The 18,203-nt window shown below is 54.2% G+C and carries 12 protein-coding genes; 2 read left to right on the forward strand and 10 right to left on the reverse strand.

Annotation, left to right across the window (positions count from 1 at the left end; translation table 11 throughout):
* Positions 1-94: 94 nt before the first annotated feature.
* The 7 genes from PSR63_RS22230 to PSR63_RS22260 form a co-directional block, all read right to left on the reverse strand.
* Positions 95-562 (reverse strand): hypothetical protein, encoded by a 468-nt coding sequence (locus PSR63_RS22230; RefSeq protein WP_274327869.1) that lies wholly within the window; start codon positions 560-562, stop codon positions 95-97.
* 52 nt (positions 563-614) lie between these two features.
* On the reverse strand, positions 615-2,141 hold the full coding sequence (locus PSR63_RS22235; RefSeq protein ID WP_274327870.1) for a SpoVR family protein: 1,527 nt from the start codon (positions 2,139-2,141) through the stop codon (positions 615-617).
* A gap of 25 nt (positions 2,142-2,166) precedes the next feature.
* The gene (locus PSR63_RS22240; RefSeq protein WP_274327871.1) at positions 2,167-2,367 is read right to left on the reverse strand and encodes a hypothetical protein; all 201 of its coding nucleotides are present in this window, start codon (positions 2,365-2,367) and stop codon (positions 2,167-2,169) included.
* A 23-nt stretch (positions 2,368-2,390) separates the two neighbouring features.
* Complete coding sequence (locus PSR63_RS22245) at positions 2,391-3,494, reverse strand: DUF444 family protein (protein ID WP_274327872.1); 1,104 nt, start codon at positions 3,492-3,494, stop codon at positions 2,391-2,393.
* 173 nt (positions 3,495-3,667) lie between these two features.
* Positions 3,668-5,722 carry a PrkA family serine protein kinase gene (locus tag PSR63_RS22250; protein WP_274327873.1) on the reverse strand — a complete coding sequence of 685 codons (2,055 nt, stop codon included), beginning with the start codon at positions 5,720-5,722 and terminating at the stop codon, positions 3,668-3,670.
* A 777-nt stretch (positions 5,723-6,499) separates the two neighbouring features.
* Positions 6,500-6,889 carry a response regulator transcription factor gene (locus tag PSR63_RS22255; RefSeq protein WP_274327874.1) on the reverse strand — a complete coding sequence of 130 codons (390 nt, stop codon included), beginning with the start codon at positions 6,887-6,889 and terminating at the stop codon, positions 6,500-6,502.
* Positions 6,890-7,166: 277 nt separating this feature from the next.
* The gene (locus PSR63_RS22260; RefSeq protein ID WP_274327875.1) at positions 7,167-7,928 is read right to left on the reverse strand and encodes a 3-keto-disaccharide hydrolase; all 762 of its coding nucleotides are present in this window, start codon (positions 7,926-7,928) and stop codon (positions 7,167-7,169) included.
* Positions 7,929-8,094: 166 nt separating this feature from the next.
* On the opposite strand from PSR63_RS22260, the gene PSR63_RS22265 reads away from it, so the two are divergent.
* On the forward strand, positions 8,095-9,432 hold the full coding sequence (locus PSR63_RS22265) for an alpha/beta hydrolase family protein (protein WP_274327876.1): 1,338 nt from the start codon (positions 8,095-8,097) through the stop codon (positions 9,430-9,432).
* 3 nt (positions 9,433-9,435) lie between these two features.
* Here the strand turns inward: PSR63_RS22265 and PSR63_RS22270 are convergent, their stop codons facing one another.
* Complete coding sequence (locus PSR63_RS22270) at positions 9,436-10,116, reverse strand: DUF2461 domain-containing protein (RefSeq protein ID WP_274327877.1); 681 nt, start codon at positions 10,114-10,116, stop codon at positions 9,436-9,438.
* Positions 10,117-10,328: 212 nt separating this feature from the next.
* Positions 10,329-12,125, reverse strand: coding sequence for a hypothetical protein (locus PSR63_RS22275; RefSeq protein WP_274327878.1), 1,797 nt, complete (start codon positions 12,123-12,125; stop codon positions 10,329-10,331).
* Positions 12,126-12,762: 637 nt separating this feature from the next.
* Between PSR63_RS22275 and PSR63_RS28270 the strand changes: the two genes are divergently transcribed.
* Positions 12,763-13,200, forward strand: a complete 438-nt coding sequence (locus tag PSR63_RS28270; RefSeq protein ID WP_443111104.1) for a BON domain-containing protein — start codon at positions 12,763-12,765, stop codon at positions 13,198-13,200.
* 1,020 nt (positions 13,201-14,220) lie between these two features.
* On the opposite strand, the gene PSR63_RS22285 is transcribed toward PSR63_RS28270, so the two are convergent.
* Positions 14,221-17,958, reverse strand: coding sequence for a secretin N-terminal domain-containing protein (locus tag PSR63_RS22285; protein WP_274327880.1), 3,738 nt, complete (start codon positions 17,956-17,958; stop codon positions 14,221-14,223).
* Positions 17,959-18,203: the final 245 nt, after the last annotated feature.

Here is an 18,203-nt window from a genome sequence, read left to right on the forward strand (position 1 = left end):
TCCCATCGAAGTAGTGGCGAGTAATAAGAGCTTTGCCACCTGCACTCCCAGAGGGTACCCCATCTTTGTTTTTGCGATGCCTCTGGGATGCCGCTTATTTCCGATCTTTCGGCACAGCGGCTTCGTCCAGATCGCGGCACAATCGCTCGAATGATTCCCGCGTGAGGTTGATGTCGTCGTTCTCCCGAGATTTCCCCGAGGCCTGATAGCGTTCGATTGAAACGCCTTGGCTGTCGATATTTACCTCGTAGTAACGCCTCGCTTGCCCATCGGAGGATGGTTTCTGCGAGCGGATTTGAATTTTGCTTTCACTTGGGTCGCGTTCAATGATCGCCAACGGTTCCAACAGGTAGTCGACACGGCGAACCAGGTTTTCCGCAACGTCACTTGCCCCTTCATGACTTTTGGCCTCGTTGAATCGGTAATCGATTTGGCGTGTTGATACGCCGACTTTTTCGACCGTCAGGTCGGTGGCCGTGACCTTTCCCTGGTTTAGCGCCGTTTCGAACTTCCTGTTCGGCGCCACGTGGCTATCCAGGCGTTGTCTTATATCTTGAGACATGATTGTGCCCTCCTCTAATGTTTGCCTTTCTCTGCAAGGGGATCGGCTATGGTTAATTGGATTCCAGTTTCACGCATTCATGATGCGTTCCGTCCCAGCTGAGCAGTACTTCCTGGTCGTCCAGGATCGACTGAATATGCACGGGACGTTTCCAAAGTGAATACAAGTTGGTTAGCGTATCACGGGCATAGTCCATCTTGAGTTCAATTCCGTGATGCCGGTGCGAGAGCAACAGCTCGCCGCGGTTTTTGTAGTTGCCGTCGGTCACGAAGATTTCGGGACGCCCCATGTTGGTCAAGCTGAATAGCAGTTGCTGCTTGACCTTGGGGAACTCGCGACTCTCAATTTCGTAATATTCGGTCGACTCGTTGTAGCCGAACTGGAACATCTTGTAGCGTCGGCAGAAATCGAGCGTGAAGAACTCGTCGATGAACGTCAGGTCGTTGTGGATGCGACGAACCTCGAAGATCTTTTCGCGTCCCAGGCCCACTTCGGTATTCCAGTTTTGTCGCTCGATGAAGTCATCGCAGTCGTCGTAATCTTGTCCGTAGCAGCCGCGATTCCAGCGGTCTTCGATGTCTCTCAGTAGTTCCAGGCCCAGCTTGTATGGGTTCAGTCGCGTCGGGCTGCTGGCCAGGGTGCCGGACGTATGATCGGCGTAGTTGATCACTTCCGATGCATGCAAGCCGTGGCGAGTCATGATGGTCGAGTGCCAGTAGGTGGCCCAACCTTCGTTCATGATTTTTGTCTGCCCCTGGGGAGCGAAGTAGTACGCTTCGTCCCGAATCATCGAAAGGACATCCAACTGCCAGGGACGCAGCGGAGCGTACTGCAAGAGGAACAGCATCACGTCCTTGGTGGGTTCGTCCGGAACGGGAATCGCAACGGCGGGACGTGGTGCTTCTTCATCGTCCGATGGTTTTTTTTTCGGATTGATAAAGTTGTCCATATACCCTTTGGCCGGCAGTTTGTAGTCGCGAGCCGGCTGCCCCGAATCATCCCCTTCGGTGTTGTAATGGAACTTGTACCGGTCCTCTCCGCGGGATCGCTGGATGAAGGGGGAATGAATGTCGATCAGATCTTCAATGCTCAGGCAGGCATCAATAAAGTTCTCGACTTCGCTAACACCAAAACGATTCATGTAGCGGCGAATGCGGTTGCCATGGTTAGCCATCTGATCGATCATCTTGCGATCGGTCTTGCTGAACCATTGATTGCATTTGAAGAAATCGCAGTGCCCGTAGACGTGGGCCATCACCAGCTTGTGATCGGCGTAGTGATTGCTGGCCAGCAGGTACGCGTAGCACGGGTTGTTGTTGATGACCAGTTCGTAGATTTTCTGCAGTCCGTAATGGTATCCCTTAGATAACCGCTCGAACTCCATGCCGAAACGCCAGTGCGGATAGCGTGTCGGAAAACCACCCATCGCGGCAATCGCATTGAGTTGCTCGACATCGACCAACTCGAAGATCGTGGGGAAGAAGTCCAAGCCGTAGTCGAGCGCATGTTGCTCGATTTCGACCTGCACTTCGGCCAGTTCTTCCGGCAAATTGGCGAAGCTGCGATGCGTGATGGGCATTGGATATCCTCCTTGGGCTCGACAATCAGTCGAGTTCCTTAACCTCGAACTTGCTTTCCGATAGGGAACTGATCACGTCCCACATACGGGGAAAATCGCGGCGCAGCTGCTTCTTGGCGCGTTCGATTGCTTCGGCTGCGGTCTGGCAAACGACCGTGATCTGGTTGTGTCCCACACGTACGAGGTACGTATGCGGCGTTTCGGGATTCAAATCTGCTGTCGACATAAAAACTACCTCAGGGAAAAACCTCACTTACCTTTACCTAGGAATTGCTTGATGGAGTCGTATATCGCATCTTTGTCTTCAATGTGAGACAAGATCAGGGTTTCGTGGTTCTTGCCGAATTGGTTGACAAGCGACTTCATGTATTCGCCGCTGCCATAGGGGCTTTCGACCTGGCCATAACAGAACAAGTTGCACGCCGGAATCAGCGTGCTCTGGAGCATCTTCATGCAGGCGCGGTTATCTTCGCCCCAGTTATCGCCATCGGAAAATTGGAAGCAGTAAATGTTCCATTCTGAAATGGGGAATTCCTTTTCCAGGATCTGTTGGGCGACCTTGTAGGCCGAACTGATTCGCGTGCCGCCACTTTCCCGGGTGTGATAAAAGGTGTGCTCGTCGACCTCTTTCGCGCCCGCGTCGTGGATGACATAGCGTCGTTCGACCCCTTTGTATTGGCTACGCAGCCAGGTATCGATCCAGAATGCCTCGGTACGGACGATCTCCTTCTGATCGTCGGTCATCGAACCGGAGACATCCATGATGTAGATGATCGCCGCGTTCGCTTCCGGCTGCGGAATACTAGTCCAGCTGCGGTATCGCGTGTCTTCGCGTACCGGAATAATGATCGGGTTTTTCGGGTTATAAACCCCGGAGGCAATCTGCCGCCGTAAGGCTTTTACGTAAGTGCGGCGGAAATGGCGAAGCGATTCCGGGCCGGTCGAGCGGATGCTGTCGTACCGATTTTTGTATTGGGAGATGTTGGCGTCGCCTTTCGGTTCGATCTTGGGAAGCTCGAGTTCGTCACCAAGCATCGCCGCGAGTTCGTCGAGCGGGACATCGACTTCGAGGATATGCTGGCCTGCGTCTTTTCCAGCCTGGCCACCTCCGTCGCCGTCATCTCCTTTACCGACGGGATCGCCGACCTCGCCTTCTCCTTGGCCGACGCCCCCTTTGTTTTTGCCATATTTGAAATGAGGGACATCCAGGCTGGGGACCGGAATGCTAACCAAGTCCTTCCCCTTCCGGCCGATCATCTCGCCGTGGGTGATGTACTTCCGAAGATTATCACGAATCCGGCCGCGGACAATCTCGCGGAAGCGGTGTACGTCGCGATCAATCTTCAGCCCCATGGTATTTCTCCTTGCTCACGCCGGTGGGTGAAGTTGTGGAAAGTGGTGTGCCACTTGGGTTCATTCCCGTGGCCGATAACGGGCGGGATCCCCAGCCTGATCCCCTCGCCCCCAAGGGAGAGAAAGGACCAGGCTGGGTAATCCACACCACGTTGTCTCGCTGCTAAGTTTGCTTATTCGGTTACATCTCCGCGAGCGAAGATGCTGGCAACGAAGCTGAGCACGTCCGTGGCGCTTTCGTCGTCGTAGCCGTGATCGCGGATGAGTCGTTGTTTGACGACGTCAATCTTTTCCTGCGTCTCTTGGTCGATGACGCTGGAAACGAGACTGGTCAACTTGATCGAGTCTTTCTGATCTTCAAACAACTTCAGTTGGAGTGCTTTGTAGAGACGTTCGTTCGTCTTGTAATCGAATTTCTTACCGTCGATCGACAAGGCACCGATGTAGTTCATGATCTCGCGGCGGAAATCGTCTTTGCGACTGTCTGGGATATCGATCTTTTCTTCGATCGATCGCATCAGGCGGTCGTCCGGTTCTTCGTACTGACCGGTGAACTTGTTCTTGACGCGTTCCCTTTGGGTGTATGCCTTGACGTTGTCGATGTAGTTGGCACACAGGCGAGCCATCGCATCTTCGTCGGCGGCAATCGCACGCTGAACTTCGTTCTTAACGATGTTCTCGTACTCTTCCTTGACCACTTCGAGAAGCTGCCGATAGTGGTCGCGCTGCTCTTCGCTGGTGATCAAGGAATGGTTGCCGAGACCCGACTCGAGCTCGTTCAACACCATAAATGGGTTGATCGAAGTCGCGTCGGGATGTGCGACTAATGCGTTGGAAATCTTGTCTTGCACGTAACGAGGCGAGATGCCGAGCATCCCCTCTCGCTTGGCTTGTGACTTGAGCTCTTTGATGTTTTCTTCGGTAAAGCCAGGAAGCGATTTGCCGTCGTACAGCTTGAGCTTCTGCAAGAGCGTCAAGCTGGCGTTCTTCGGTTCTTCCAACCGAGTCAGAACCGCCCACATAGCCGCCATCTCGATCGTGTGCGGGGCGATGTGCTTGCCTTTGACCTTGTCGTTGTTGTAATCCTTCTCGTAGATCTTCACTTCATTGGAAAGTCGAGTGACGTAGGGAACGTCGATCTTGACGGTACGGTCACGCAGAGCTTCCATGAATTCGTTGTTCTGCAGGCGGCGATATTCCGGTTCGTTCGTGTGACCGAGGATCACTTCGTCGATATCGGTCTGGGCGAACTTCTTCGGTTTGACCTTGTGTTCCTGGCTGGCACCTAAAAGGTCGTAAAGGAACGCCACGTCGAGTTTCAACACTTCGACAAACTCGATAATGCCGCGGTTTGCCACGTTGAATTCGCCGTCAAAGTTGAACGCACGCGGATCGCTGTCGGTACCGTACTCGGCAATTTTGCGATAGTTGATATCGCCGGTCAGTTCGGTCGAATCTTGGTTCTTTTCATCCTTGGGCTGGAACGTCCCAATCCCGATTCGATCCTTTTCGCTGAGGATGATCCGGCGAACTTGAATGTCCTCGATGACCTTCGTCCAATCGCCACCGTGGCGTCCCAGGCTGTCCATGTAGTGGAAGCGGCAGAAGGGGCAAAGCTCGCCACTGATGGCGATCGGGTAGTCGGCAAGCGCGCTGGCCTCTTGGAACTGGGCCACCACCTCACGGCGGAAGTCTTCTGGAATGAGGTGCAACGGTTCTTCGTTCATCGGGCACCAGTGAATAGCCGACGTGTCGCTCGGGTTGTCGTGATCAACCCAACCTAACGAGTACAACGCACCTTCGTCTTTGGACGAATAGCGTTCGATGCCCTTCTTTAGCAACCGAGCCATGGTGCTTTTGCTACTACCCACTGGGCCATGTAGTAGGAGAACACGTTTCTCGATGCCATATCCGTGGGCGGCACTTTTCAGTGCGTTGACTAGTTGAACCTGAGAGTCTTCCAACCCAAAGATCGCGTCTTTGCCATGGTCCAGGGGATCGTCGAAGAAGCGGTAGTGGACTTTCTTCTCACGTGAAACTTCGTAGGTATCCACCCCATACGAAAGAATCATGTCGTAGCAGCGCTGGAAAGCGTTCCGTGTGACCGAAGGATTCTGGGCGACCAGATCGAGGTACTGCTCGAAGGTTCCTTGCCAGTTCTTCTTTCGGAACTGTTCCAGGTTCTGGCGCTCTGCCAGAAAAGAAACGATTTGACGACCGCCGGCCATATGTTGATCCCTCCTGCGATTAGGAACCGAGTCCCACTCGGTGAACCTGTGGTGGACACAGTCCGCAGCCCAGATCGCAAGCCAATCTTCGGCTACGAAACGTTTGGGGATGGGGCGATGGCGTCTTGTATGACGAATTCTGCGATTCTTGCCAAGTCGTATCTTTCCTGCTTATTCTGTCGGTCCGCGCAGGCGCACACACTTCTCGGAAAAAAAGTCTGCCAAACGCCGAGCGCGATTGAGAAAGAACGTCGCGAAGAAAGAACAAATGGGAAGAATGCGAGTCGGATCGGCTACAAGATCACTTTGCCTTCCCTTCATTGAAGTATCGACCGAAGTTTGGATATAAGCAATAGAAAGATTACGGCGTTTTCGGCGAGATTAACACTTGTGAAAAATAGTACGAATTCTAAAGTCCCAAATTAATTGAAGTTCGGTACTGTCGATTACTACGGAACGGTCACCCGTAATTTTTTTAAAATGGATAAGATCGACAGATCGTTATGCACTAGAAAGGGTGCTAGTGAGCAGCAAATAGCCAGAAATTGCCTGGGCTCACTACGTTTGCTAGACGGCGCGAATCTCGTGAGATGCGCTGGCATTTTGCGTTACGGTTGGGGACCGTGAATCCAAAGGAGACCCTTTTCGGAAAGGCAACTTCTAGTAGGAGACGTACCTTCCATCTCATTCAGATATCGAATCGACCCGCACGCTTCCCGAATCGTGGGACGCATGCGTCCGTAGATTGGAAGGGACGCGCAGGCTGCTTTGAGAATATTAACCAATCAGCTTAGCAACCGCCCCAAGCAATCGATCCATCGCGAATGGTTTGCGGATGTAATCGTCCACACCCAGCATCTCAGCGTAGGCCTTGTGGCGATTCCCTTCGTTGCCCGTAACCATGATGACTTTGGTCGGGATCTTGTGCGTTTGACGCAATTTTTCCAGAACCAAAAAACCGCTGCGTTTGGGCATCATCATGTCCAGCACGATCAAATCGGGATCGTCGCGTTCGGCCAATGCCAGACCTTGATTGCCGTCTCGAGCAACCAGCACGCGATACCCTTTCGCTTCGAGGGCAAAACGCATGGTTTCCACGATTTCGGTATCGTCGTCCACCAGCAGGATGGTCTTATCCTCGGCCTTCTTGGCTTCCTGTTCGCTCATGCGGGCGGCTGCTTTGTGAATGGAGAGTTATCGAAGGGGGTAATTCGTTCATCGGTAATTTAATACAACTACTCGATTTAGCACCAAATCGCAACGGTAGGCAGGCGATTTAGGAGCCACCTTTTACCACGACAAGGCTTTCCTAATAGGTACGACCTACCTAGATAGAAGGGGGCGAAGAGTTTCCATCGGTCGTTTTATGGCTTTCTGGACGATTCTCATTAGACGCGTCGATGGGAGCTAGGCGAATATAACTTTGGCCGGGGCAAACCGGATGTTACTTGTCTGACTGGTAGACGAACGCTTCTTCGTCCAGTGGTTTCACCCAAACATTGCGGAACCGCACTGCGTTGTCGTGGTCTTGGAGAAAAACCGGGCCCACGCTGGTCTGCTTTTGTTTTTCCCAGATCGTTTTTAGGTAGTCGGTCGTATTGTAACGGTACGGATGGTACTTCGACCGGGGATCTCCCAGCTTGGTCCCCTCTTGCACTTTTTGACCATTGAGCCAAGCGGTAATCGTGCCTTCTTCGACGATCTTGCCCGATTCATCGCGGCGTGGGGCTCGGTATCGGATATCGTAAACCTGCCACTCGCCGGGGGCCTTGCCGGCATTCACCTTGGCAGCGGCAAAGCCGTACACCGCACCAATGTCGCCTTGGTCGAGTTTTTCTTTACCGGTGGAATTGATGATCTGAAGCTCGTAGTTGCCGTGAATATAGATGCCGCTATTGCCGCTGCCTTTTTTGGGCAAATTAAACTCAACGTGGATGTCGGCGTCGCGGAAGTGCAGCTTGGATACGATGTGATTTGACCGTCCTTCCCCACGTGTCGAAGTCAGTACGCCTTCTTCCAGCGGCCAATTGATTTCATCGCCCGTCTTACTAAGGAACTCGCTGGTATCACTATCCAGTAAAACGATCGCGCCTTCCGGAGGTGGCAACTGCATCTCGCTTTGATTGGGCTGGAAGTCGTCCGCGCGAAGTGCGACAGGCAGTACTGCGACGGCGAGAAGCAGAAGGAAGAGATTCGGTTTCGGCATGATTAGGCCTCAGTGTGAGGGGCGGGAAAGGAGGAAGCAGATTTAAGGTAATCAATTTCAGAACGATTGCAATTATGCGTCGCCGGCGACTGGAAATCGCTTGGCCGATAAGTCAAACTAAATCTCCCCACCTCAAGTTACCCTCCCTTTTACTTAGGAAAGCCCCATGCGCTGCCTGTTGCTGCTTCTCTTGCTGTCCACGACTGCCATCGCCCAGGAAAAAGAGAATCCCTACAACGACCCAGTGCCCGTCGAGCCCCCTTACTACCGCGTTCGTTACGAGGCTTCGACGAAAGAGGGGGAACTCCAATTCCCGGTCAACTACACGCTGTGGCTGCCTGAAGGGGTTGAAACGCTGCGGGGCGTCGTGGTTCATCAACATGGTTGCGGCATCGGCTCATGCCGATCCGGGCAGACTGGGGCATTCGATCTCCATTGGCAGGCCTTAGCGAAGAAGCACGATTGCGCTTTGTTGTCGCCTGTTTACGAACAGCCTGAATCGGCGAACTGTCAGCTATGGTGTGACCCACGTAACGGTTCATCCGATGCGTTTCAAAAAGGGCTTGCTGATTTCGCCAAGCAGACCGGGCACTCCGAACTGGCGACCGTTCCTTGGGCTATTTGGGGACATAGCGGTGGTGGGCACTGGTGCGGGGGCATGGTGCTGCTGCATCCCGAGCGTGTAGCTGCAGCCTGGCTGCGTAGTGGTGTGCCGCTGTTTGAGGAGAAAGAAGGTCGCAACATTGTTCCTTACGCGAGTGTTCCAACTGCGGCGTTAGGCGTGCCGGTCATGTGCAATCTGGGGACCCAGGAAGGCTACTCGGTTACTGAAGGCCGCTTCTCGGGAGTATGGCCTGGCGTACAGAAGTTCTTCGGCAAAATGCGTGAAGAAGGCGGGCTCGTGTCCGTATCGGTCGATCCGCTCACGAGTCATCAATGCGGGAATCAACGCTACCTGGCCATCCCCTGGTTGGATGCCTGCCTGACGCTTCGCCTGCCCAAGCAAGATGGTCAGCCGCTAAAACAGTTGGATGAATCGGAAGGGATGCTTGTTTCCCTGCCCATGCCCGGCAACGAAATTGATCCCCCGGTGCCTGCGAAGACGTTTGCCGGCACGAAGGAGAAGTCGATCTGGTTTCCAAGTAACGCGATTGCCCAGGCCTGGGTGCAGTACATGCACGACACACAAGTCACCGATAAGACCCCGCCGCCAGCCCCGACTGATGTGCAAATCGAGGGTAACGTGATTACCTGGGACGCCGAGGCTGACCTCGAGAGCGGTGTGGCAAGTTTCACGATCCTGCGTGATGGAAAGCCAATTGCTACCCTGCCAGAGAAGTCTCGCAATCCCTTTGGTCGGTCAATTTTCCAGGGACTGCAATACAGCGATACGCCGAATCAGCCGCTGTTTGAGATGAAGTATGTCGATAAGACGGCGGAAGCAGGCAAGTCGTACAAGTACGAAATCATTGCCGAAAATACCGTTGGGATGAAGTCGAAGTAACGCTCAAGTTCGCTTACCAATCGCTTCCAGCCCAAAGAGCATCAGGTCGACGGTTGCCTTGTGGAGTTTTACCAATTCCTTCACCACGGTACCGTCGATCCATGCCTTCTTCGTTTGATTCTGCGAGACGATCAGGGACTTCATCTTCAGGAAGCCGGCGTGTTCGTGGTCGGCGTGCTGAGCGTATCCGCGCGGCATCGATTTGAGCGGTTCGATCTCCGAGAATTCGTAGCCGTCCTTGCCAATCTTGCGGGTAATCGTGCGAAAAGTCTTGGCGTCTTCGATCATCCGATCGCGGATCTTGTTGAGGTCTTTCGTTTCCAGACGGTAAAAGCCTGAGGCAATGAATCCTCCGTCTGATCCCAGGTGGGCATACATCAGTGCCGTGTCTTCCTTCTTATTGCCGGAAGGTGTGAGCAGACCGCCAACATGTTCTTTGTAGGGACGCTTGTCTTTGGAAAAGCGGGTGTCACGGTACAGACGGAACATCGTCTGCTTACTACCCGAGAATGGACGCTTCGCATTTTTCAACTTCGCGGATGTAGCTTCCAAAATCTCGGCAAACGGATCGAGTAGTTGCTCGCGAAGCTCTTCTTTGTGCTCGTGGTACCATTCGCGATTGTTGTTTGCCGCCAACTGGTCGAGAAGTTTGAACGATTTCGGAGTGATGCCAAACGCGGTCATGAAAGAGGATCCAAGAGAGTGATTCGCAGATAATTGTCCTCAGGATAACCGTGGGGCGAGGAGTCTCTCAACCATCCGAACGATTTTGCAGGCAAAGACTCGACGAATCGGTGAAGTGGTTCACAAGGTGGTTGCCGCTCGGCAGCACACCATAAAAAACGCCCCTGAGGTCATCAGGGGCGTTAACGCTTGGCTGAGTTGAATCGCGGTGACTACTCGGTGTCGCGTTTGAGCGAAAAGCCGATCCAGTGGAGCCCGGTTTCGTCGTCGACCATAATCGCTCCGCTGGGAGCCAGGTACTGGCTGATGACGTTGAAGTCAGGCAGAGGGTTGGCATCGAGGTTGCCTTGCAGGTTCTTGAAGAAGTCGTTCCGCTCGGCACGCTGGCCGATAAAGTTCTTTGTCGACTCGGCTTGGACTAACTCGTAGACCATACGCAAGCTCTCTTCCGGTCGAGCAAAGCTGACCATGGCGACTTTCCGTTCACCTGCGTGATCTTGCAGCTTATTCAGGACGAGCTTGAAGCTTAGGTCCTCGGCCAGTCGCGGGGCATCGCCGCCGTAGGTCATGGTGACATGCTCGACGATACCAGGGCGATCGGCGAAGAAGAGGTAGTCGCCAATCAGACCAAAGCAAGGTGTGGGACGTAGTGCCCGGCGGTTCTCCATCCGGCGACGTCGATCTTCCGGTACGTCTTCAGGAATCGGGGCATCGGCAACGTTGGCCTGATAAAAGGTCGCATCCCCGAAGTTGCGCTTCTCAACCACATCGTTGAGCCGAGGCAACGACTCGACAATCCGATCAAGGGTCTTCTGCATCATGGCTCGGTCTTTGATCTTGGCCGCAACGAAGGTGGCCTGGCTGTTGATACGTGCTGGCGGCTCGTACCACTGCACCAGTGTGAACTTGCCTTCGAGGTTGTCGATGATTTCGGTTTTGAAATCGATGCCGGTTCGCTGGTTGATGCGGCGATCGATGTCCTCGGCTAGTTTGCCGTCACCGAAGATGCTGTCGTAGAGGTTTTCCAGGGCACCGTAGCTCTTCTCAACGTCCCAGTTGCTGGTCATGTAGTTGGTGACGTCTTCAGGGACCCAGCCTTCGGGTTCAGTCGAGGCGTTTTTCAGGGCGATCATTTCGATCACGCCTGTCCGCGGACGTTCCAGCATGATATGCAGGTGACCGATCGTATCGAAGTCTTCCGTTGCGGCGATGTAACTTCCGCCGATGGCTTTCACCCCATCCAGTCCCAGGACCGGCAGGAAGCCCATGACGTAGCTGCCACCAGATTGGTTCTTCGTAATGGTTCGCAGACCGTCGATCGGATTGATGTACCAGATCAACTGGGCAGGCTCATCCTTCGTGCCACGGGACGAAGAAACGATGGTGCTGAAACGATCGTCCGATGCCAGGCTGTCTTCCCGGTCGCCCGACCAATGTTCCAAGGTGTCTTCGACGACTTCAATACGATTGGAAAGAAGCAGTACGTTTTCATGGATGCAAATGGCCAGGGGGCCGTTGTTGCCGCGAATCAAGGTGATCTCTGCATCTTTAAACTCGCTCCGCTCGATCAGGGCACCGTCGTTGCCGGCAACCGTTTCCAGCAAGCTGACGACCCGCTCTATCACTCGGGTGTCCTCACCAAGGTCGCAAAAGATGACGACGCCTGGGTTGCCTTCCTGCATGGCAACCATACCGGCTGCCAATTCTCCCTGGGGAATGCTCAGAAGTTCCTCAAGCTTGATACCACTGCGTTCTTCAGCATTGGCCGCTGACTGCTTCAGGGTCTGCCAGATTCCACTGACGAACGGCTGCATCTGAGGGTCATTGGCAGCTTTTCCAATGGCCGTCTGCTCCATTTTCGCAATAAAATCTGGCGTGTTAGCGACCCGCAGGAAAGCGAACGTCTGATCCGAGACAATTCGGGCCGCATTGGGGCGTTCGGCCCAGCCGCTCGATACGAGCATTGCCGATAGCAGAAGGCCTAGAAGTGGGGTGAGGCGGAATTTCATTGAGGCACCTTAAGTGGTGAGGAGTTAACCGTTTGTGTCCCTGGGAACTCATCTGAAATACCCATTCCGGTCAGGCAAAGTTTCAAGATTGTTCGGGAATCTTCTGCTGGGAAATCCGTTCCGCATGGATGACTCCTGGCGGCGGCACGCATTGTACGGCCAAGACCGGTGTTTCAAGCTCTAGGGAGTGGGGGGCGTCGATACTAGATGTAAGCGTCCCTGCGCGGAAAAACCAAAATCACTTGGTTTCACGGAACCTTTTCGCGATAATGGGGATTCATGTTATCTGGCGCGGTTTCCATTGACCAAATGTTCGCCAAGGATGAGAGAGATCATGCGATTTAGCCGAATTGATACTATTTGCCTGGCAATCTGTGGTGCGCTGACCTGCGGTCTGACATTTGCCAATGCCCAGGGGCAATCCATCAATTCAGACACGTTGCAGCAGCCGAGTAGCAACTTCGGTTCTAGCTTGAACTCGAATACCGGTGGGTCGATCAGTAGCCCTGGAACGAATATGTTCTCGACGCCGCTGCCCGCCCCTTCGTTCTCGAACGATTCCTCATCGGGGACATCAGGTTCAACCGGGACCAGTGGTCTGGGCGGGACGGGAGATGCCAGCGCGGCTTCTTCGCTGATGCAACAGAACCAGCTTAATCCATTTGGTGGTGGTACTACCGGAACGGGACAGCTTGGCTCAGGTGGTCTCAATTCGGGCCGGAATAGCAGCTTTGGTCGGTTCGGCGCCTTTGGAAACCTGTTCAACAATCAGGCATTCCAGAATGGCTTCGGTCAGAATGATACACCGCGCCTGCCGACGAAATTAACCGTGAAGTTTAATCATCCCACAATCCCAACCGATTTGGTCAGTTCCGACATCACACACCGGATTCGCAAGATCGGCCGCTTCCCAGGCGTTATCGTGTCTGTGGAAGACCGGGTGGCCACAGTGTCGGGGATTGTGGAGTCTGAAGATGATTTGCGGTTGGTCGAACGGTTTGTGTCCCTGGAAGTTGGGGTGTCATCGGTGGTGAACCAGCTTGAATTGCAGGAGCCATCACCGGCTGACCAGTAATCTGCTGGCCGCTTGCCAGGTAGTTGCTGTAAGCCTTCGAGTCTGCAAAGTCTGGCCGAAACGTCTGAAGATTGACGCCCGGCTTCAATTGCAGGGATTGCGGGGCCCGACTCTGATACGGCCCCCCTTGGTATTGAGCCGATGCCTGATCCATTAGCGGCTGAGAAGGTTGCTGTTGCATCGCCGGAAATTGAGACATAACCGGCTGCTGTGGATATTGCGAAGGCATCATCGTTTGTGGAGACGTCGGCGAATGGTTCGGAACGACGTAACGCAATCGTTCTTTCATGGTCGACGGTAGCTGAATCGTCGTCGTGTTAAGCTGTGATGTCTGCTGCTGAGGCATCTGCGTCTGCTGAACTTGAGTCGGTGCCGGAGCAACGTTTCGCTGGAAGTTGACTTGCGCTACTTCCGGCATGACTTGATCGCTCGGGCTTGGTTGGTATTGAGGTTGGGGAGCTTGGTTCTCCTCCTTTTTGGCAACGCCCATCAGCAAGTGTTTGCTTTGCTCGCTCATGATGACTTGGCCCATCTCTGTGCGGAAGAACGGAGCAAGGGTGATTTCCTTCTGCTCGCCCCCGGCCCGGTCCCATGGGATCCAGAAGCTGTACGAATGACCCAGCTTCGACATGCTGTAGTGGGATTGCATCTTCTCAGCATCGAAAACAAACTTGCGGTCCGGTCGTTCGGTATCGATATCGCCGTGGCGTGCGTCGTCATAGCCATAAATGGTCAGGCTACCCTGAACTCGCACAGGCTTCTGTGTTTCGTCATAGAAATGTATACGACCACCAAAGCCGCGTGTGGGGGGGTCGTTCGGGTTATAGCGAACGGCGTCTTTCCACGTGACGACCATCTTCAGGGGGACTTTGTATTCTGGTTCTTCATCTTCCCAGGGCATCGATGGCATCTTGCCCAACGAAGAGCAGCCACTCGCTGCGAGAACCGTCAGGCAAACCAAACTCAGCGCGAATGCAGTACGTTGCATGGTTGACATTCCTTGTTGTTCTGTGCGAGCGATTAGCGAACCGGCTGTTGCGGCATCGGTTGTTGAGAGTACTGCGAGTACTGCGTGACCGGCCCTTGCGGCGGCTGTTGAGGCTGTTGGGCTGGCGGTTGTTGAGGGTAGCCTTGCCCTGGCTGCATTTGCGGTGGCATTGCCTGGTAACTCTGCTGGAAGTTCACGGGACGAACTTCAACTGGCTGCAGTACCGACGGCATTGGCTCACCACTTGGTGGCGGCGTGAAGCCCGGTGGGCCCATCTGCGGCAACTGCTGACTAGGTGGTGGCAGTGGGCCTCGTGGTGGGGCTGCGATCGGAGCGTTATATCCATGCGGTATCACTTCCGGGACACCGGCCGGGTTTTCATCGGGATGAATGGCGATGATGCCATCGTCCATTGGCATCGAAGGATCGATTCCGTAGAGTGCTTCCGGGCCGTATACCTTCGCGACATCTGCCAGGCACCAGCTCATGCGGCACATTTCCTGTTCTTTCAGGTAAGCTGCATCCGCATCGGAACGCACGACGATTGGCGTAATGATAATCAGCAATTCGCTACGCTGGGCGTTGTAGCTGTCGTAGCGGAAGAATCGACCAAGCAGCGGGACATCGCCTAGAATTGGAACCTGGCGATTAATTACCTCGTTTGAGTTCGAGATCAAACCGCCGAAGACGATCGTTTGACCCGAACGTGCACTGACTACGGCCGTCGCGGTTTGCGTATCGATGCGTGGCGAACGAATCACATCACCGTTCTGATTGATCGAGATGGGAATACCATTGGCTTCCGACCCAACGGCAGAGCGTTCAGCCTGAAGGGCCATCACGACAACTCCATCAGGACTGATACGTGGGGTTACGCTGAGGATGATCCCGGTGTTGATCAATTCTGTCGTGTTAATCGTTCCATTGACGGTCTGTTGCGTCGACGTAATGTACGGTACGCGTTCACCCACCTGGATAAAGCCAGGCTGGTTGTCCATGGTCATGATTTGTGGTCGAGCGAGCACTTCGAGTCGGCTCTCTCGTTCCAAAGCCCGAACGAGAATATTGACCGATTCGCTGGCCGCCGAAAAGACAAAGCCGCCATATCCCAGGTCATTATTCACGCGCCCCAGGGCGAAATTCGTCAGGCCCTGAGTACCAACCGCAGCGGCTGTGGCGAGGCTGGCGGCGCTGGAGCTATTACCGAGCGCCTGGTTGTTCCAGTTATACCCAGGGTCGAGCGTTCCCGAGGACACCACGCTTCGGTCGAAGAGAACCGAATCTTGTAGACCCAACTCGAATCCAAGTTCTTCCAGGTCGTTCAAGCGAACGTCCGCGATCAGGACTTGTAGCATGACCATCGGAGGTCGCTCGTCCAGTTCTCGTACGATTTCCAGAACCTGGTCGAAGTAACGCGGCGTCGCACTGATGATCAGGCTGTTGCTGAACAGTTCAGGCACCACAATCACTTCGCGAACCAACTGCTGGAAGGGACTGACGACTGAAGGATCGAGCGTTTGAAGTTGACTTTCTTCGGCAAGCAAGGCCGTCAACGATTCCGCGACCAAGTCGGCACGGGCGTTTCGCAGTTTTACAACCGTGCTTTTACGCTCGGTGACCTCGTCTTGGTCTAAACGAAGCAAAATAGCTTCCACAACGGTCAGGTCGCTGGCGGAGCCCGAAGCGATGATGCTGTTGGTTCGGGTGTCGACCGTGAAGTTCAAGGGAATCAGGCTCGATTCGCCGGAGCTGGTAGCCTGAGGTGTGAAGAAGGCGTTGGTTTGACGTGCCTGGCTGTTGGCTGACTGAACGGTCTGAAACAGTTCGTTCAACATGTTTGACAGCTGCGTCGCATCGCCGTTAACGATGGTGAAGACTTTGATTTGCGACTCGGCCGAAGGCTGGGAATCGAGATGCTTGATCAGGGCCAGCACCAATTCCATGCTGTGTTCGGGAGCCTTGACAATGAGGGCGTTGGAGCGAGTATCGGCGGTCACCGTAACCTCGTTCAGGATACCGGATCGCAGAATCTGCTTGCCTTCGGTATCCAAGGTCATGAACGAAAGCATGGCAGCACGAACCTGCGCCGTCGACTGGGCTTGCTGCTGATTTCCTCCGGTTGCCGGAGTACCAGTAATCGCTTCCTGCAGAATAGGAGCAAGGTCTTCCGCGACCGAGTTGCGGAGCTGAACGATCTCCAGCTTCAACGTCGATTCGCTGGTCGGCACGTCGATTTGCTTGAGCAGGTATTCGATTTCCACCATGTCGCGTGGGCTGGCTGCGACAATCAGCGAGTTGCTGCGAACATCGGAAGTAACACGAATGCGAGTACCAAGTGCGGTTGGCTCCGTGTAGAACTCGGAAAGCTTGGTTTGTGCTTCCGCGGCGGCCAGATTTTGCAGCGGGAACACCTTCAGGGTACTGGCAGGGCCGACCGGCTGATCAAGCTTGTCGATCAGTTCCAAGATACCTTCCACGCTTTGGGCACGACCGATAACCAGAATAGCATTCGGCTTGTTCAGGGCGGTAATGCTGACCTGCCCGTATCGAGCGTTCAGGAGGTTTTCGTACAGTTCGTTGACCATCGTTGCGACCGCTTCGCTATTGGCGTGCAGCAGCTCACGTACCTCGATGACCGGTTGCGTCTCGACGCTGAGGCGTTCGATGTCGTTGATGATATTGGTGATGCGCTCGACGTCGCGGCGATGGCCACGCACGACAATCACGTCCAGCCCTTCCAGGAATTCGATCTGAACCGGGCCGATTAGTCCGCCATCTTCTTCCGGGCTGATGGTGAACTGAGGGTTGTTTGGGTTTGGTTGATCGGGAATCTCGATCGGTTGTCCGTCTTGCGGTTGACCGATGATTTGGGCAGCATTGTCGTCTTCGTTGGCATTGTCTTCAGCAGGTTGTTCTGGTTCCGGCTGGAAGATCATCGCTGCCAGGTCACCACTCCAGCGGAGCTTCTTCTTGCCAGCAACGTCTTTGAGAGCCTCGAAAACGTGTTTCTTGGCCAGGCTATTCTCGGCATCTCGTAGCGGATCGAGTGCCTTTTCGACGTTGTCACGCGATGCGTTGACGAGCGAAACGAGCGTCGTACGGTAAGCGTCACTGTGGGAAGGCGTGTCTAGAGCACGAATAACTTCGCCCCAGCTGCGAGCCGAGTCCGCCTGACCGCGGAGGATGGCTGCTCCTTCGTTGCGATAAACCTGCAGGCTGACCTTCTTATCGGTGTTGGTAGGCAAGGTCATCATCACCATGGCACCTTCGGCAGAGATGGTGACGGGAATACGCTTGCCAATGAGCTTCGCGATGCTCGACTCCAGGTTCTCGCCTTGGAGGTTGTTTAGTTTGATCTCAAGCTCAACCAAACCATCGCCCAGATCCTTACTGCGTTGAAACAGTGGTTCCGCGGGGGTGACGGTTGGCTTAGGTTCAGTAGTACGCACCCTAAGCTCGGAAGCATTCAGCTCGACCGGTCCGGGTTTGCCAGTCTGATAGCCTGACTGCCTCACGAAATCCGCAATCTGCGATTGAACGGCTTCTGGTGCGTTGATGACGAGCTTGCCCGAGGACTTATCTCCGTGGATGATCACGTCTGGTTTGCCAGAAAAGAGTTGCTGGAGAACGTTTGTAAGGCCGTCCAGCTTTTCCGGGTTGATTTGATAGGTTTCCACATTGCCGGCAGGCTTCAATTCCTGCGCAGTGGCAGGGTAAGACAGCACACCGCTAACAGCGATGGCGAGCATGCCAATCAGTAAACGTGTCATTTTGAATCGATCGAAGGGGCTGACCATCCGTTGTCCTCACTTGCATTTGCGCAGCTAAATAGCTGGATTACCGCGCACCTCGCACTACATGGAATATTCGGTAGTACAGGAATTACCCCTACACCGATTTCAACCGTTACAAGCGATAAATATTCGCGCGGTGTTAGACTTTGACGGCTGGTGAACCCTCGGTAAAAGAAAAATGCCGCCAGCTAGCTGACGGCATTGAGTGTTTGTCTTGATTT

The sequence above is a fragment of the Bremerella sp. P1 genome (genome assembly GCF_028748185.1).
Taxonomy (GTDB): Bacteria; Planctomycetota; Planctomycetia; order Pirellulales; family Pirellulaceae; genus Bremerella.

Coding starts and splice junctions, on each gene's coding strand:
- PSR63_RS22230 (WP_274327869.1), bottom strand. CDS start 562: ATGTCTCAAGATATAAGACAACGCCTGGATAGCCACGTGGCGCCGAAC.
- PSR63_RS22235 (WP_274327870.1), bottom strand. CDS start 2,141: ATGCCCATCACGCATCGCAGCTTCGCCAATTTGCCGGAAGAACTGGCC.
- PSR63_RS22240 (WP_274327871.1), bottom strand. CDS start 2,367: ATGTCGACAGCAGATTTGAATCCCGAAACGCCGCATACGTACCTCGTA.
- PSR63_RS22245 (WP_274327872.1), bottom strand. CDS start 3,494: ATGGGGCTGAAGATTGATCGCGACGTACACCGCTTCCGCGAGATTGTC.
- PSR63_RS22250 (WP_274327873.1), bottom strand. CDS start 5,722: ATGGCCGGCGGTCGTCAAATCGTTTCTTTTCTGGCAGAGCGCCAGAAC.
- PSR63_RS22255 (WP_274327874.1), bottom strand. CDS start 6,889: ATGAGCGAACAGGAAGCCAAGAAGGCCGAGGATAAGACCATCCTGCTG.
- PSR63_RS22260 (WP_274327875.1), bottom strand. CDS start 7,928: ATGCCGAAACCGAATCTCTTCCTTCTGCTTCTCGCCGTCGCAGTACTG.
- PSR63_RS22265 (WP_274327876.1), top strand. CDS start 8,095: ATGCGCTGCCTGTTGCTGCTTCTCTTGCTGTCCACGACTGCCATCGCC.
- PSR63_RS22270 (WP_274327877.1), bottom strand. CDS start 10,116: ATGACCGCGTTTGGCATCACTCCGAAATCGTTCAAACTTCTCGACCAG.
- PSR63_RS22275 (WP_274327878.1), bottom strand. CDS start 12,125: ATGAAATTCCGCCTCACCCCACTTCTAGGCCTTCTGCTATCGGCAATG.
- PSR63_RS28270 (WP_443111104.1), top strand. CDS start 12,763: ATGCAACAGAACCAGCTTAATCCATTTGGTGGTGGTACTACCGGAACG.
- PSR63_RS22285 (WP_274327880.1), bottom strand. CDS start 17,958: ATGACACGTTTACTGATTGGCATGCTCGCCATCGCTGTTAGCGGTGTG.